Consider the following 15,108-nt stretch of genomic DNA (forward strand, 5'->3'; position numbering starts at 1 on the left):
CGAGGCCGTGTGAAAACGCTGTGCCGTAAGTTCTGACCCTTAGCACGCGGTTTAGCGATCAGGCTTGGATGGCCCGGATCAGTTGTTTGGCGCCGAGGATCTGGATCATCCTCTTCAGATTGTAGGCCAGGACGTGGAGGCTCATCTCCGTTCGGACCTTTTCGAGGGTCTTTGTCAGGAAGTGGGTGCTTCCCATCCAGGATTTGAGGGTCCCGAAGGGGTGCTCAACGGTCTGCCGGCGGATGCCCATGGCGTTGGGCATGCGGTTGAGCCGCGCCTGCATCTGGTCCATGACGCCCTCGTGCTTCCAGCGCTTGAGCCGCTTCAACTTGTCGGGCGTGCACCTCGGCTTGAGCGGACAGGTGAAACAGGCCGTCAGGTGGCGGTAGTGGTCGATGTCGTCCTTGCGATCTGATCGCGTCGCGCCCTTGGTCAGCTGTTGTCCCGCCGGGCAGGTGTAATGATCGTTTCCAGAGTCGTAGACGAAGTCGCTTCGGGTGAAGAGGCCGCGCTCGCTGGGCCACACGGTCTTGGGGACGCAGGGCAGCACGCCGGTTCCCTCGCAGGCCAGCACCTGCTCGCCATTGAAGTAGCCCCGATCTGCCAGGGCAGTGAGCTGTTCGCATCCGGTTGCGGCCAGGGCCTTCAGCGCCATCGGCTCCAGCTGGGTCCTGTCGTGGCCTAGGTTGGTGACCTCATGCGCCACGATCAGGTGGTGCTCGGCATCGACCGCGGTCTGCACGTTGTAGCCGACGATGCCTGTTCCTCGGCCGCTGGTCGCCATTGAGCGGGCGTCTCGATCAGTGAGGGAGATCTGCTTGTCCGGAGCGGCCTGGACCTGCTCCTGCATCGCCTTCAAGTCCTGCATCTGGCGGCGGAGACCTGCAATCTTCTCACCGATGCGGTCGGTCCTGGCTTCGGCGATGTCCCCGTCTTCGCCATCGGCCCGGTCCAGGGCGGCGAGATAGCGGGCGATGCTGGCGTCGACCTGCTCCATGCGCTTGGCGACCTTGGTCGCCGTGAAGTTCTTGTCGCGATTGTTCACCGCTTTGAACTTGCTGCCGTCGATCGCCACCACGGCCTTGGTGAACAGCTCCAGGCGGCGGCAAAGCTCGATGAACTGCCCACAGGCCGCCCGGATCGCCACACCGTTGTCCCGGCGGAAATCGGCAATGGTCTTGAAGTCCGGAGCCAGCCGTCCCGTCAGCCACATCAGCTCGATGTTGCGCTGAGCTTCGCGCTCGAGCCGCCGGCTCGACTGGACGCGGTTGAGGTAGCCGTAGAGGTAGATCTTCAGCAGGGTCGCGGGATGATAGGCGGGACGCCCCGTCGCCGCCGGCCGCACGCCGTCAAAACCAAGCGCCGCCAGGTCCAACTCGTCGATGAAGGCCTCGACCACCCGGACCGGGTTGTCCTCGGCCACGTAATCGTCCAGCGAAGCCGGCAACAGGAACGACTGGCGCCGATCCTCACCCTCAACGAAACGCCCCATGACCAGCCCTCCGAACGATGGCCGATTCTAGCTAAATTCGCGGCGTTTTCACACAGCCTGGGTCGTTTGCGGTCATTATCTTAGACGCCCAAAGCGGACCTTCGAGCTCCCCGGCAGTTTTTCCCCTCTCCCGGTTTTGCCCCACCGCGAGACCAGCTAGCTTCGCGCCATGAGCGACGCCGCGCCTGACTCCAACGCCCAGCCCTATTCGGTCTCCGAGCTCGCCTTTGCGCTCAAGCGCACGCTGGAGGACCGGTATGGCTTCGTGCGCCTGCGCGGGGAGCTGTCTAAGGTCACCCATCATGGCAATGGCCACGTCTATCTGACCCTGAAGGATGAGCGCGCCGCCATTGACGGGGTGGTCTGGAAGGGCTCGGTGCGCGGCCTGTCCATCCGGCCCGAACAGGGGCTGGAGGTGATCGTCACCGGCAAGATCACCACCTTCCCGGCCGGCTCGCGCTATCAGATCGTCATCGAGACCATGGAGGCCGCCGGCGTCGGCGCCCTTTTGGCCCAGCTAGAGCGGCTGAAAGCGAAGCTCGCGGCCGAGGGGCTGTTCGAGCCCTCCCGCAAACGTCCCCTGCCCGGCATGCCCGCCGTCATCGGCGTAGTGACCAGCCCGACCGGGGCTGTGATCCGCGACATCCTGCACCGCATCCGCGACCGCTGGCCCTGCCGGGTCATCGTCTGGCCGGTGGTGGTCCAGGGGGAGCAGGCGGCGTCACAGGTCAGCGCGGCCATTCGCGGCTTCTGTGATCTGCCGGCCCATGGCGACCTGCCCCGCCCTGACATCATCATCGTCGCCCGGGGCGGCGGGTCGGTGGAGGACCTGTGGGCCTTCAATGACGAGGCCCTGGTGCGCGCCGTGGCGGCCGCCGACATTCCGATCATCTCGGCGGTGGGGCACGAAACCGACACCACCCTGATCGACTTCGTCTCCGACCGTCGGGCGCCGACGCCCACGGCGGCCGCCGAGATGGCCACACCGGTGCTGGCCGAGTTGCGGGCGGGCCTGAGCGACCTGCACGCCCGCCTGCACCGCTGTGGCGGTCGCGTGGTGGAGGACCGCCAGGGCCGGGTGCAGAGCGCCGGCCGCAGCCTGGCGCGGGTTCCTGACCTGGTGGAGATGGCCGCCCAGCGCTTCAACCTGGCCGCCGGCCGGCTGACCGCCGCCCTGCAGCGGAACGCCGCGGCCCATGAGCGCGATCTGGTCCGGGTGGCCTCGCGCCTGTCGGCCGGCCTGCTGCTGCGCCCCCAGGAAGCGCAAGCCCAGAAGGTTCAACTACTCAGCGGGCGGCTGACGAGTGGCCTGCAGCGCAACGCCGCCGACCATGGCCGCGACCTCGCCCGCATCTCCGCCCGCCTGACGCCGGCCCTGCTGGCCAGGCCCCAGGCGACCCAGCGCCAGCAGCTGGACGCGCTCTCCGCCCGGCTGGACCCGGCGCTGGCGCGGACCACCGAGCGACTGGCCGAACGGCTGGCGGCGGTGGAAAAGCTGCGCCAGTCCCTGAACCCCGACCGCCCCCTCTCCCGGGGCTTTGCGCGGGTCCACCGTGCCGATGGCAGTCTGGCGCGGGAGGGCGCGGCTCTCTTGCCCGGAGAGGCTGTCTCCCTGGTCTTCGCCGATACGAGCCGCCACGCGGTGATCGACGGGGACGCGGCTGCGGCCCGCCCGATCCCTGAGGCCCGGCCCAAACCCCGCAAGCCTTCGCCACCGGCCTCAACCGCGCAGGGCGATCTCTTCTAGGGCGTGGCGCGCCCCGGGGTCTGTTCGAGGCCGCGCCCCCGCGCTACATTGGCGCGATGAACGCCCATGACCGAGACCTCTCCGGCAAGCCCGCCGAGCTTGCCGTGCTGCACTATGGCGACGGCGAGTTCGTCGTCCTCAAGCCCGGCCGCCATGTGGTGTGCGCCGTCTCCGGCGTGAAGATCCCCCTCCAGGCCCTGCGCTACTGGAGCCCGGCCCTCCAGGAGGCCTATGCCGGTCCGGCCGAGGCCTATGCCCGCTGGAAGGAAACCAGCAGCTGAGCTACGCCCCGCATCGTCGCGCCGCACTCCTGAGCGGGCTGGCCGCCCTGGCCGCGCCGAGCCTGGCCAGGTCCCAGGGTCCCGGGCCATCGCTGCGACTGGCCGGACGGTTCATGCAGGGCGGCGTGGCGGTGGGTGAGACCGCCCCGGGCGCGGCCCTCTATCTCGACGACGCAGCCGTGGGCGCCGCCGGCCCGGACGGCTGGTTCATCATCGGCTTTGATCGCGACGCCCCGTCCACACAGGTCCTTCGCGTGGTCGCCGAAGGCGGCGAGACCGCCCGTCCCGTGACCCTGCAACCCGGCGACTTCGACATTCAGCGGATCAACGGCCTGCCAGCCAACCAGGTCTCGCCCACCGATCCCGACCTGTTGGCCCGCATCCGCGCCGAGGCCGAGCGCAAGCAGGCGGGCTTCGCCAGCCAGGCGGCGCGCACCGACTTCCGCGGCGGCTTCATCCCGCCGCTCGCGAGCTACCGCCTGTCGGGGCGGTTCGGCGGCCAGCGGATCCTGAACGGCGTGCCGGCAAGGCCGCACTATGGCGTCGACATGGCTGCGCCGCGGGGAACGCCGATCCTGGCCCCGGCCGGCGCCCTGGTGTCCTTCGCCGAGACCGGCCTGCACTATGAGGGCGGGCTGGTCATGCTCGACCATGGCCAGGGGCTGGTCACCGCCTATCTGCACATGTCGCGCCTGGACGTGACCGCGGGCCAGTCGGTGGTCCAGGGTCAGGTGATCGGCGCGGTGGGCGCCGAGGGCCGGGCCACCGGGCCGCACCTGTGCTGGCGGATGAAGTGGCGCGACCGCAACCTCAATCCCATGAGCCTGGTGGGCTTCAGCGCCGCCTGAAGGGCGCTTTAGCGTCGCTTGCGGGCGTAGGTTTCGGCCGGCCAGCGCTTGTGGACCCAGAACCATTCGGCCGGCCGCTCGGCGATCCGCTCTTCCATGAAGGTGTTGATCCGCTCCACCGAGCGGGCGATGTCGGCGGCCCGGTCGCCGGTGACCAGCGGCTTGATCGGCGGATGGACGATAACCCGGAAGCGGGCCTTGCCCAGGCGCTGGACCGACATGGGCTGCAAGACGGTGTCGAACCGCAGGGCCAGGCGCGAGGGCCCCGGCGCCGTATGGGCCAGCCGGCCAAAGAAGGGCGCGGCCACCCCGCCATTGAACTTCTGATCGTTCATCAGGGCCACCGACTCCCCGCGCCCCAGGGCGTCGAGCAGCTCCCGGGCTCCGTCGCCGCCCTTGGGCGCAAACAGCCGCACCCCGTAGCGGAAGCGGTTGTCGCGGATGCGCTTGTCGAAATAGGGGTTGTTCGCCGCCCGGTAGGTCATGTGGCAGACCACGCCCGAATGGGCGATGACCGCAGGCATGATCTCCCAGTTGGACAGGTGGCCGGAGACGAAGACCACCGGCTCGGCGGTGCGGGCGATCTCGGCCAGGCGCTCGGCGTTGACGATCTCGATCCGGTCGCCGGCCGCCACGATGCGGTCGATGATGGGAAATTCCGCAAAGGTCCGTCCGACCTGGCGCCACTGCTCGGCCGCCAGGGCGTCGATCTCCGAAGGCGGCAGATCCGGAAAGGCGATCTGAAGATTGCGCACCGCCACCCGGTGGGCGCTGGTCATCGGCCCCAGGCGGCCCAGGGCCGCGGCCCCGAAATCCGAGACCGCGTCGATGGGAAACAGCCGCGCCAGAGCGGTGATGGCGTCATAGGCGGCCACCTCCAGGCGCCAGGCAAGCCGCCGGGCGAAGGTCTGGACCAGGGAGGATCGGGCGCGGGCCATGCCCTCTACTAGTCTCGCCCTGCGGCTATGTGCAACGCGAACCGCAGTCGCTTGGCGCGCGACTTGCCAAGTTTGGCCCACACCGTCCCCCTTCGGGACGGCTCAGCTTCTTAACCACAAGGGGGCAAGAGACATGGGCAATGAGATTGACGTCCACCTGGGTAAGCGTCTCCGTCGTCGGCGCCGTCTGCTCGGCCTGACACAACAGCAGCTGGCTGGCGCCTGCGGGGTCCGCTTCCAGCAGATCCAGAAGTACGAGTGCGGCGCCAACCGGATTTCGGCCGCCCGCCTGTGGCAGCTGTCCGAAGCCCTCGAAGTCCCCGTGGCCTACTTCTACGACGGCCTCTCGGCCGCGGCCCAGGCGCGCGACGCGGCCTGCGACAGCGGCGGCGAGGTGCTGGCGAGCAAGGAGACCATGGACCTGATCCGGGCCTATTATCAGCTGGGTGAACGGCCCCGCCGACGGCTCCTGGACCTGGCCAAATCCCTCAACGGCGACAGCGAGCACGGCTGAACCGGCGGTCCCGTCCGATCATTCGGGCTCAGGCGGGATTTGACCGGGCGGCCGGGCGGGCTAAACGGGGGCCATGCTGACCCCTGACCGTCTGACCGCCCTCGAGGACGTGATCCTCGAGTTCAACCAGGCCGCCGCCGATGTGGCCCTGCCCCTGTTCCGCGCCGACCATGGCCTGGAGAACAAGGGCGGCGCCCCCGGCCTGAACGCCTTTGACCCGGTCACCGCCGCCGACCGCGGCGCAGAGGCGGCGATCCGGCGACTGATCGCTCAGCGCTTCCCCGACCACGGGGTGATCGGCGAGGAATATGGCGAGGACCGGCCCGACGCCGAGTTCGTCTGGGTTCTCGACCCCATCGACGGCACCCGCGCCTTTGTATCTGGCCTGCCGCTCTGGTGCGTTCTGATCGGCCTGCGGCATCAGGGCCGTCCCGTTCTGGGATCGATCGGCCAGCCCTATCTGGATGAGGTCTATCTGGGTCATGCCGGCGGCTCGCGGCTGGTGTCCCGCGGCGCCTCGCGGCCCCTGAAGGTGCGGGCCTGTCCCAAGCTCACCGACGCCACCATCTCCTCCACCGACCCTGAGGCCTGCTTCAACGGCGCCGAGCTGGGCGCCTGGACCCAGGTCCGGGCGGCCACGCGCCTGACGAGGCTCGGCCTCGACGCCTACGCCTACGCCATGGTGGCGGCCGGAACGATGGACATCGTCGTCGAGGCCGGCCTCAAGTCCTGGGACATCGAAGCGGCCATTCCGGTGATCGAAGGCGCCGGCGGCCTGGTCACCGACTGGCGCGGCGCGCCAGTGGGTCAGGCCGGCGGCCAGGTGGTCATCGTCGGCGATCAGGCCTGCCTGGACGAGGCCCTGGTGGCCCTCAGGCGCTCGGCGACGACCCGCTAGCCACTCTGCCCGCCAGGGCGTCGAGCTCGGCGAAGAAGACCGCGCGCTTGTCGTCGGTCTCCATCAGGATCTCGTGCAGGGCGCCCTTGACCACCACCAGCCGGCCGTCGGGCAGGCTGCGGGCCACCTGATCCTGGGCGGCGTTGTCCACCAGCTTCTCCTGCTCGGCCTGACAGATGATCACCGGGATCGTCACTGAGGCCAGGTTTGAGGGCCTGGCGAAAAAGTCCCCGGCGCGCAGGGCGAAATCCAGCCAGCCCCAGGTGGGCGCCCCCAGCGCCAGATCCCGATGGGCGGCGACCTGGGCCCGGGCCCGGGAAAACCGCACCCGGTCATGGGTCAGGACATTGTCCTCGAAAGTGTCGTCAAAGGGCTTGCCGGGATCGCCCATGACATAGGCCCCGCTCCGCCCCGTCAGCCGGTTCCAGGCCGCCAGCAACTTCACCGCCTTGGGATAGCGGCCGACCCGCACGCCGAGCATGGGCGCCGACAGCACCGCGCCGACGAACCGCCGGGCCTGCCCCTTGGCCAGCGCCAGCAGGGTCAGGCAGCCGCCCATGGAGTGGCCAATGGCGATCCAGGGCGCTGGCAGACGGGTTTCGAAATGCGCCAAAAGGGCGTCAAAATCCGCCAAAAAGAGCTCAAAACCGACCGCATGGCCCTTCAGCCGGTCGTCTTCCAGGTCCCGGTGCGACAGGCCCTGGCCCCGCCAGTCATGGGCCAGCACGACGTAGCCGCGCAGGGTCAGGTCCTCGATGACTTCGTAGTACTTCTCGATCGGTTCGGTGCGCCCCCCGCTCAGCACCACCGAGCCGCGCACCGCCCCTCTGGCGGGGAACAGGGCGGCCCGCAGCCGCGCGCCTCCTTCGCCCACATACCATTCCCCCGCCCCGCCGGCGGGGACCGGGGCGGCCGGGATGTCGATGAGCGGCGCCGTTTGAGTCATGGCGGGGTCCTTCAGGCGGCCTGGGAAAAGAGGGTCTGGATCTGCGACTGCATGGACATGGCCAGACCCATGTTCGACATGCGCATGCGACGGCTCATCAGGGCGGTCATCGGATCGAGCCGGCGGCGGCCAAGGGCCACGACATCGTCCAGGCTGATCGTCACCACCAGGTCGGCAGGCGCGTCGCGGTTGGTGACCAAGGCCCCATCGATATGGATGAAGCCTGCCCCCTTTAGGTCGATCTTGACCACATGCGGCAGGGGTTCCCCGGTCCGGAGCGTGTCGGCGATGCGGGTGGTGAGCTGTTCAATCGTGGCCATCGGTACTCCCAAGGCCGCGGAGCTTGGCCCGCCGCCCCGGCGAAGTAAACAAAGCCGAAGCTTGGCCCGTGACACGGGGTCCAACTTGGGTCATGATTTGCGAATAATTCGCAAGACCAGGAGGACACCCCCATGCGTCAGCTCGCCCTGGAGGATCTCGACCAGCTCTATCGCGCGCCCGGCAAGCTGGTGCTAGACAAGGTGCTGGACCATGTGGAGCGTCATGGCCGCGCCTTCATCGCCCACTCACCGTTCTGCGTGGTGAGTTCGGCCGGCCCCGATGGCGCGGTGGATGTGTCGCCCCGGGGCGGTGAACCCGGCTTCGTCCATGTGAGCGAGGACGGCAGGACCCTCTTCCTGCCCGACCGTCCGGGGAACAATCGCCTCGACACCCTGCGCAACCTGCTGGCCGGGACCGGCAAGGTCGGGCTGATGTTCATGATCCCCGGCTTTGACGACGTCTATCGCGTCAATGGTCAGGCCAGCGCCACCGACGACGAGGCCCTGCTGGCCCAGTTCGAAGAGTTCGGGCGCCTGCCCCGCCTGGTGATGATGATCGCCGTGGAGCAGACCTTCGTCCACTGCCCGAAGGCCATCATGCGCGGCCGGCTCTGGGACCCCGAGGTGCGCCTGGACCGCAGCGTCCTGCCCAGCGGGGCGGAGATGATCTCCGACCAGCTGAACCTCGGCAGACTGCCTGTGACCAATGAGCAGATCATCGACAGCTACCGCCAGCAGCTGTGAGCCGCCTCAGGTAGGCTTGATGAACCGCAGGGTCATTCGGTCGCTCTCGCCGATGGCCTCATAGGGACTGCTGTCGAAGGTTGGATCGGCCGGCTGGCCCCTGGCGGACGTGCGGCGCACCGGCGGCAGGGTCCAGACCCCGAACGGGTGGTCCTTGGTGTCGCGCGGGTTGGCGTTGATCTCGCTGGCCTGGTCGAGGATGAACCCGGCCTCCTGGGCCAAACGGATCACATAGGCCTGTTCCACATAGCCGTTGGCGGCGGTCGGGTCCTGCACCCCGCCGGGATTGGCCCGATGCTCCACCACACCGAACACGCCCCCGGGCTTCAGGGCGGCGAAGGCGTCGGCGAAGGCCTTGTCGACAATGCCCGCCGCCATCCAGTTGTGGACATTGCGGGCGGTCAGCACCAGGTCGGCCGAGCCCGCCGGCGCCATGGGCCCGCTGGTGGCGCCAAAAGCGGTGATCTCCACATCGCCATAGAGCCGGGGCTTGGCCCGCAGCTTCTGGCGATAGGCCTCCACCACCTCGATGGCGATGGGGTCGTTCGGCTGCAGGTTGGCCGCGTAAAGCTTGCCGCCCGAGGCGGCCAGGAAGGGCGCGAGGATGTCGGTGTACCAGCCGGCGCCCGGCCAGATCTCCACCACGGTCATCCCGGGCTTGAGACCGAAGAAGCCCAGGGTCTCCACCGGATGGCGCCAGACGTCACGGGCCTTGTCCTGCGCCTCCCGCCAGTCGCCGGCCACCGCCTCTTCCAGGGTCATGGCCGAGGCCGGGGCCGCCGGAGCGGCCTCATCCGCGCGATTGCAGCCGGTCAGGGCCGCCGCCCCGCCGGCCGCAAGGCCGGAGAGCAGCAGGCCCCGCCGGGTCAGTCTCGACAGTCCCACGGATCAGGACGGCTTGACGAAGCGCAGGGTCATGCGATCGCTTTCGCCGATCGCATCATACTTGGCCCGGTCGAAGTCGGGGCTGGCGGTTTCGCCACGGGCCGCGCTCTGACGGACCGGCGGCAGGGTCCAGACGCCGAAGGGGTGATCCTTGGTGTCTTTGGGATTGGCGTTGATCTCGCTGGCCTCGGCCAGCTTGAAGCCGGCCTTCTCGGCCGCGGCGACCACGACGTCAGTGGCCATGTAGCCGTCCCGGGCGCCTTCGACTTGGGGCCTGGGGTCGGAGCGATGCTCTTCCACCGCCAGGACGCCGCCCGGCTTCAGGACCGTGAAGAAGTCGCCCAGCGCCTTGTCGAGCATCCCGTCGCGCCAGTACCAGTTGTGGAGATTCCGGGCTGTCAGGACCATGTCGGCGGAGCCCGGCTCGCCCAGGGGGCCTGAGACGGCGCCGAAGCCCACATAGGTGATATCCCCGAACACGGCGGTGTCGGCATATTTGGCGGCGAAGGCTTCGCGGCCCCTGCGGCCGGCCTCGGTAACGGCCGGATCGTTCAGATCGGTGACGCCGGCCACATAGGCCCCGTCAGTGGCCTTGGCGTAGGGCGCCAGGATTTCGGTCCAGTAGCCGCTGCCCGGCGAAATCTCGATCACCGTCTGGCCAGGCTTGAGGCCCCAGAAGGTGAGGCTGTCATAGGGGTTGCGCGCAGCGTCGCGGGCCTGATGGGCTTCGCTCCGTTGGGGGCCGGCGACGGCGTCGCGCAGGGCGGCGTCTTCGGCCTGGGCCGCCGTACCAAGAATCAGCGCGCCCAGGGCGCCGGCGATAAGGGCAGGAAACTTGTCGTGAAACATGGTCTGGAGCTCCGGCAAGTCGTTGAGGCGGTGACCCTAGAGCCTGATGCGATCAGACGGAACCGTCTGATCGTTGAATCACGCCCCACCCCGTCAAGTCTTGCGCGCAGGCGCCGAGGGTTGGCGGCGAACAAGGTCTTGAAACCCGTGGTCTCAACCCTAAATCCTGATCGAAGGCGCTGGATGTCCGGGCCTTCCGACCGCTGACGAGGCCACAATGGCTCGCCTCAGGTCGACAACCGCAACCTTGCTTAGACAAGAAGGATGTGACGCACATGCGTACCCTCGACTTTTCTCCCCTGTACCGCTCCGTCGTCGGTTTCGACCGTCTGGCTGGCCTGCTTGAGACCGCTGCGGCCGACGCCGCTTCTGGCTATCCCCCCTACAATATCGAACGCACGGGCGAGAACGCCTACCGGATCGAGATCGCCGTCGCCGGCTTCCGCGCCGACGAGCTGGCCATCGAGGTCAAGGAGAACCTCCTCACCGTGCAGGGTCGCAAGGCCGCCAATGAAGAGGCCCGCAGCTTCCTGCACCGCGGCCTGGCCGAGCGCGATTTCGAGCGCCGGTTCCAGCTGGCCGATTATGTGGTGGTGAGCGAGGCGGCCCTGGCTGACGGCCTGCTGTCGATCTCGCTGCGCCGTGAACTGCCGGAGGCGCTGAAGCCGCGCCAGATCCAGATCACCACCGGGGCCTCTGGCGCCAACCTGATCGAAGGCCAACAAGCCGCCTAAGGCTTAGGGCCTTATCCAAGCTGTCGGGGGCGGTGCGGTGACGCGCCGCCCCCTTTTCGTGGGTGTCTTCAGCTTCCGGGAGGTTCAAGGCCGAGGGCGAGCGTCATGTCGGCGCCGCGCAGGCTCGCCCCGCGCATCATGGCCCCGGCGAAATTGCAGCCGCGCACGTCGGCTTCGTCGAGGATGGCGCCCGTCAGGTCGGCGCCCTGGGCCTTCACATAGCGCAGCTTGGCATGGTGCAGGTCGCCGCGATTGACCCGATCGGCGCTGAGCGGCAGCGGGCCAAGGATGGCTTCGCGCAGGTCAGCCTTGGTCAGCTTGGCGCCGGCGAGCTTGGCGCCGCGCAGGTCCGCGCCGCGCAGGCAGATGCCGCGCATGTCGGCGTTTTCCAGATTGGCGCCCTGGAGGTGCACCCCTGACAGGTCCATGCCCACCAGGATCGCCCCGCGGGCGCTCATCACCGACAGGCGAAGGCCGCGAAGCCGTTGGTCGAGGGGACGAAGGTCGAGGCCATCGAGGTTGGCGGGCTTGCCCTCCTTGCCGCCGGTCTTGCACCAGGTCTGGTTGGCCATGGCCCGGCCGTGGAGCTCTTCAGCCATGTCGATGGCCGCCTGGTCGGGGGCCGAAAGACAGCCGTCCATATTGGCGCCTGAGATGCGGGCGGTGCGGATTTCGACGCCGGTCAGAACCGCATCCACCAGACGCGCGCCCTCCAGATTGGCGCCGGAGACATCGGCCCAGTCCATGATGGCGCCTTCAAGATTGGCGTCCTTCAGATTGGCCCGGTTCAGCTTGGCGCCGCGCATGGAGCAGTCGGTGAAGTCGGTGGCGAAGGCCGAGACGTCCTCCATCTGGGAGCCGTCCAGATTGGCGCCGCTGAGCTTGGCGTGATCGAGTTCGCCGCTGCGCTGGTGGTGAATGAGGGAGGTGAGCCCCTTGGACGGATGGGGCATGGCCACCTGACCGACCCGGAAGTCGGCCTGGGTGAGGTCAGCCTCGCTGAGATCGGCCCCGCGAAGGCAGGCGCCGCGGAGATCGGCCCGGGTGAGGTTGGCGCGCCGCAGGTCGGCCTTGCGCAGGTCGCAGCCGAACAGATTGGCCCGCGACAGGTCGGCGCCCACCAGATTGGCGCTGTCGAAGATGGAGGACGAGAGGTCTGCGTCCTGAAGATTGCGGCCGGCCAGATTCACGCCAGTGAAGTCGATGAACCGCATCGCCGCCAGCTTGCCCCCCGGGCGACCGCTGACGAAGCGCTCGTGGGCTGTGAGGATCATCTCGATCTCGCCGCGGGAGAGTTTCCGGCGGCCTGAAAGAGCGATGGCGGCTGACACGGGGACGCTCCTGGCTGTTCTGCGACCCGCGACTCTTAGACGCAGAACAGAGACTCAAGGGTTAAGAGACCGACGATATCTAAATGATGTCCGACAGGCCTCGGGCGCCGGTGCGGCGGGCCCCGCTGATATCCACCTGCTTGAGCTGAGCGCCTGTAAAATTGGCCCGGGACAGGTCGGCGTCCTGCAGGATGGCCTGACGCAGATCGGCCCGGGCGCAGTCTGTATTCTTTAGCTTGGCGCCGGTCAGGTTGCAGGGCAGCAGACGATTGGACCCGATCAGCAGGGGTCCCATCTGGGCGTCCCGCAGATCGGCGCCCGACAGCTTAGCGTTAATCAGCCGCGCGCCGCGCAGATCGGCCCGGCGCAGATTGCAGGCCCGCAGGTCCGCCCCGTCGAGCTGCGCCCCCTGGAGCTGCACCCCCTCCATGTCGAGGCCGTAGAAGACCGCGCCCTTGGCCGACAGGGCGGTCAGGTTGAAGCCACGGATCGTCTCCAGCGCCCGCAGGTCGGCGCCGTCGAACACCGAGGGACTGCCCTCGCCGCCGCCGGTCTCGCACCAGCGGGCGTGCTCGCGGATCATGGTCTTGTAGGGCAGGTCAGACACCGCGAGACCGGAGGGCGCATCGGTGAGCACGCCTTCCATCTCAGCCTTGCTGACGTTCCAGGAATAGGTCTTGGCGCCCACCAGGATGGCGTCGCGCAGGTCCGCGCCGGCGAGGTCGGCGCCCGAAAGGTCGGCGCCCTGCATGTTGGCGCCGGACAGGTTGGCCTGTTTCAGGTTGGCCCGGACAAGCTTGGCGTCCTTGAGGATGGCGTCGGAGAAGTCGGCGCGGGCGGCCATGACGCCCGAGAGGCGCGAGCGCTCCAGATTGGCGCCGGCCAGGACCGCGCCCTGCACTTCGCCGGGACGAGCCAGGTGTTCAAGGATCCGCAGGCCCTTGTCCCGGTCGGCCGCGGCGATGGAGCCTTCGCGCAGGTCGGCTTCGAACAGATCGGCGGCGGTGAGGTTGGCGCCCCGCAGGCAGGCGCCGCGGAGGTCGGCCCGGCGCAGGGAGGCCTCGGTGAGGTTGGCGTTCTGCATGTCGCAGCCGAACAGATTGGCGTTGTCCAGCTTGACGCCCTGCATCTGGCATTCGTTCAGGCAGGCGCCGGTGAAGTCGGCGTCGGACAGGTTGCGCCCCCGCAGGTCGAGGCCCGTGAGATCCTTCCAGGCGAAGACCGCCCGGGCGCCGCCGGGACGGGAGGTCCACAAGCGGTCATGCCGAGCGCACACCGCATCGACCTCGGCCTGGGTCAGGCGCCGGAGTTCGGGGATCGAGGCGGGTCGGGGGGACAACATCAGGCGCCACTAGGAAGGGGAGCCCTCACGCTAACGAGGCAAGATTAACGAGGCCCTTCCGACGCTTAATCCCCGGAGGGGCGGGCGGGCGGCGGCGTGTAGGCGTGATAGAGGGCCTGAGCCTCCTCGGCGAGGAGGCCAAGGCGGACCGTCAGGCCCGCCGCGGCGAGACGGGCCAGACCCTGGCCGTCGGCATAGGGGGAGGCGTCCTGGCAGGCGACGACCACCTCGGCCACACCGGCCTGCGCCAGCCGGGTCGCACAGGCGGGCGCGCCGGAGGACCGGGCGCCGCAGGGCTCGAGCGTCACATAGGCCACGGCCCCCTGGGCGGCAGGCCCGGCGGCGAGAAGCGCGATCTCCTCTGCATGGGGACGGCCGCCGATCCCGGTCGCCCCCTCCCCCACCACCGCGCCGTCCCGGACGATGACGCAACCCACCGAGGGGTTCTCCGCCGTCCGGCCAAGGTTGGGGCGCGCCAGGGCGATGGCCCGGCGCATGTGGGTCTGGTCGGCTTCGGTCACGGAACCTGCGGCAGGGCCTGGGCGCGGCCCTCGTCGAGATAGCGGGCCGCCACCGGAGTCAGGCTGTCGGAGAGCTGGATCAGCAGCGGATTGCCGGTGGGGATCTCCACATCGATGATCGACTCGTCGTCGAGCTGGAACAGCAGCTTGACGATGGCCCGCAGGGAATTGCCGTGGGCGGCCACCAGCAGGGTCTCGCCGGCCTTCAGCCGAGGCGCGATCTCGCCCTCCCAATAGGGCTGCACCCGATCGAGGGTGGTCTTGAGGCTTTCGGTGTCGGGCAGGACCGCGCCGGCATAGCGGCGGTCGCCGGCGAAATCGAATTCACTGTCATGGCTGAGCGGCGGCGGCGGCACGTCATAGGACCGGCGCCAGACCTTCACCTGGTCATCCCCATGCTTGGCGGCGGTCTCGGCCTTGTTGAGACCGGTCAGGCCGCCATAGTGGCGCTCGTTGAGCCGCCAGTCCTTGACCTCCGGGACAAAGGCCTGGCCCGCGGCGGCGAGCGCCAGCCAGCTGGTGCGGATCGCCCGGGTGAGCACCGAGGTATAGACCCGGTCGAACTGCACGCCGGCGGCCTTGATCAGCTCCCCGCCCTTGGTCGCCTGGGCCTCGCCCTCTGCGGTCAGGTCGACATCCACCCAGCCCGTGAAGCGGTTTTCCAGGTTCCAGCGGCTCTGGCCGTGGCGAAGCAGGACAAGGGTCGGCATGGGGCATC

General features: G+C 68.7%; 17 protein-coding genes. 7 read left to right on the forward strand and 10 right to left on the reverse strand.

Annotated elements, in window-relative coordinates:
* Window positions 1-58 precede the first annotated feature (58 nt).
* On the reverse strand, window positions 59-1,492 hold the full coding sequence (locus Q8N19_RS00070; protein ID WP_305587624.1) for an IS1182 family transposase: 1,434 nt from the start codon (window positions 1,490-1,492) through the stop codon (window positions 59-61).
* A 169-nt stretch (window positions 1,493-1,661) separates the two neighbouring features.
* Between Q8N19_RS00070 and xseA the strand changes: the two genes are divergently transcribed.
* The 3 genes from xseA (at window position 1,662) to Q8N19_RS00085 (ending at window position 4,368) form a co-directional block, all read left to right on the forward strand.
* On the forward strand, window positions 1,662-3,239 hold the full coding sequence (gene xseA / locus Q8N19_RS00075; protein ID WP_305587625.1) for an exodeoxyribonuclease VII large subunit: 1,578 nt from the start codon (window positions 1,662-1,664) through the stop codon (window positions 3,237-3,239).
* Window positions 3,240-3,295: 56 nt separating this feature from the next.
* Complete coding sequence (locus Q8N19_RS00080; RefSeq protein ID WP_305587626.1) at window positions 3,296-3,520, forward strand: DUF2093 domain-containing protein; 225 nt, start codon at window positions 3,296-3,298, stop codon at window positions 3,518-3,520.
* A gap of 113 nt (window positions 3,521-3,633) precedes the next feature.
* Window positions 3,634-4,368 carry a M23 family metallopeptidase gene (locus Q8N19_RS00085; protein WP_305587627.1) on the forward strand — a complete coding sequence of 245 codons (735 nt, stop codon included), beginning with the start codon at window positions 3,634-3,636 and terminating at the stop codon, window positions 4,366-4,368.
* A gap of 8 nt (window positions 4,369-4,376) precedes the next feature.
* On the opposite strand, the gene Q8N19_RS00090 is transcribed toward Q8N19_RS00085, so the two are convergent.
* Window positions 4,377-5,306: a lysophospholipid acyltransferase family protein gene (locus Q8N19_RS00090; RefSeq protein ID WP_305587628.1), complete on the reverse strand. Its 930-nt coding sequence runs from the start codon at window positions 5,304-5,306 to the stop codon at window positions 4,377-4,379.
* 133 nt (window positions 5,307-5,439) lie between these two features.
* Between Q8N19_RS00090 and Q8N19_RS00095 the strand changes: the two genes are divergently transcribed.
* Window positions 5,440-5,820, forward strand: coding sequence for a helix-turn-helix domain-containing protein (locus Q8N19_RS00095; RefSeq protein WP_305587629.1), 381 nt, complete (start codon window positions 5,440-5,442; stop codon window positions 5,818-5,820).
* A gap of 73 nt (window positions 5,821-5,893) precedes the next feature.
* Complete coding sequence (hisN, locus tag Q8N19_RS00100) at window positions 5,894-6,718, forward strand: histidinol-phosphatase (RefSeq protein ID WP_305587630.1); 825 nt, start codon at window positions 5,894-5,896, stop codon at window positions 6,716-6,718.
* Here hisN and Q8N19_RS00105 read toward each other — a convergent pair.
* Entirely contained in the window at window positions 6,693-7,664 is a 972-nt protein-coding gene (locus Q8N19_RS00105; protein WP_305587631.1) for an alpha/beta fold hydrolase, read from the reverse strand. The two genes, hisN and Q8N19_RS00105, sit on opposite strands and share 26 nt — an antisense overlap.
* 11 nt (window positions 7,665-7,675) lie before the next feature.
* Window positions 7,676-7,984 (reverse strand): SCP2 sterol-binding domain-containing protein, encoded by a 309-nt coding sequence (locus Q8N19_RS00110; protein ID WP_305587632.1) that lies wholly within the window; start codon window positions 7,982-7,984, stop codon window positions 7,676-7,678.
* A 132-nt stretch (window positions 7,985-8,116) separates the two neighbouring features.
* Between Q8N19_RS00110 and Q8N19_RS00115 the strand changes: the two genes are divergently transcribed.
* Window positions 8,117-8,728 carry an MSMEG_1061 family FMN-dependent PPOX-type flavoprotein gene (locus tag Q8N19_RS00115; RefSeq protein WP_305587633.1) on the forward strand — a complete coding sequence of 204 codons (612 nt, stop codon included), beginning with the start codon at window positions 8,117-8,119 and terminating at the stop codon, window positions 8,726-8,728.
* 6 nt (window positions 8,729-8,734) lie between these two features.
* Here Q8N19_RS00115 and Q8N19_RS00120 read toward each other — a convergent pair whose 3' ends face one another.
* Both Q8N19_RS00120 and Q8N19_RS00125 read right to left on the reverse strand, forming a co-directional pair.
* Window positions 8,735-9,607 carry a class I SAM-dependent methyltransferase gene (locus Q8N19_RS00120; RefSeq protein ID WP_371133760.1) on the reverse strand — a complete coding sequence of 291 codons (873 nt, stop codon included), beginning with the start codon at window positions 9,605-9,607 and terminating at the stop codon, window positions 8,735-8,737.
* A gap of 9 nt (window positions 9,608-9,616) precedes the next feature.
* Window positions 9,617-10,462 carry a class I SAM-dependent methyltransferase gene (locus tag Q8N19_RS00125; RefSeq protein WP_305587634.1) on the reverse strand — a complete coding sequence of 282 codons (846 nt, stop codon included), beginning with the start codon at window positions 10,460-10,462 and terminating at the stop codon, window positions 9,617-9,619.
* Between the two features lie 275 nt (window positions 10,463-10,737).
* On the opposite strand from Q8N19_RS00125, the gene Q8N19_RS00130 reads away from it, so the two are divergent.
* Window positions 10,738-11,196: an Hsp20 family protein gene (locus Q8N19_RS00130; RefSeq protein ID WP_305587635.1), complete on the forward strand. Its 459-nt coding sequence runs from the start codon at window positions 10,738-10,740 to the stop codon at window positions 11,194-11,196.
* A 68-nt stretch (window positions 11,197-11,264) separates the two neighbouring features.
* Here the strand turns inward: Q8N19_RS00130 and Q8N19_RS00135 are convergent, their stop codons facing one another.
* The 4 genes from Q8N19_RS00135 to gpmA form a co-directional block, all read right to left on the reverse strand.
* On the reverse strand, window positions 11,265-12,527 hold the full coding sequence (locus tag Q8N19_RS00135) for a pentapeptide repeat-containing protein (protein WP_305587636.1): 1,263 nt from the start codon (window positions 12,525-12,527) through the stop codon (window positions 11,265-11,267).
* A 79-nt stretch (window positions 12,528-12,606) separates the two neighbouring features.
* A complete protein-coding gene (locus Q8N19_RS00140) occupies window positions 12,607-13,866 on the reverse strand; it encodes a pentapeptide repeat-containing protein (protein WP_305587637.1) in 1,260 nt (419 codons plus the stop codon).
* 68 nt (window positions 13,867-13,934) lie between these two features.
* Window positions 13,935-14,390 (reverse strand): bifunctional diaminohydroxyphosphoribosylaminopyrimidine deaminase/5-amino-6-(5-phosphoribosylamino)uracil reductase RibD, encoded by a 456-nt coding sequence (locus tag Q8N19_RS00145; protein WP_305587638.1) that lies wholly within the window; start codon window positions 14,388-14,390, stop codon window positions 13,935-13,937.
* Window positions 14,387-15,100 carry a 2,3-diphosphoglycerate-dependent phosphoglycerate mutase gene (gpmA, locus tag Q8N19_RS00150; RefSeq protein WP_305587639.1) on the reverse strand — a complete coding sequence of 238 codons (714 nt, stop codon included), beginning with the start codon at window positions 15,098-15,100 and terminating at the stop codon, window positions 14,387-14,389. Before gpmA ends, Q8N19_RS00145 begins: the two co-directional genes overlap by 4 nt.
* Window positions 15,101-15,108 lie beyond the last annotated feature (8 nt).

Source organism: Phenylobacterium sp. (assembly GCF_030693405.1).
GTDB lineage: Bacteria > Pseudomonadota > Alphaproteobacteria > Caulobacterales > Caulobacteraceae > Phenylobacterium.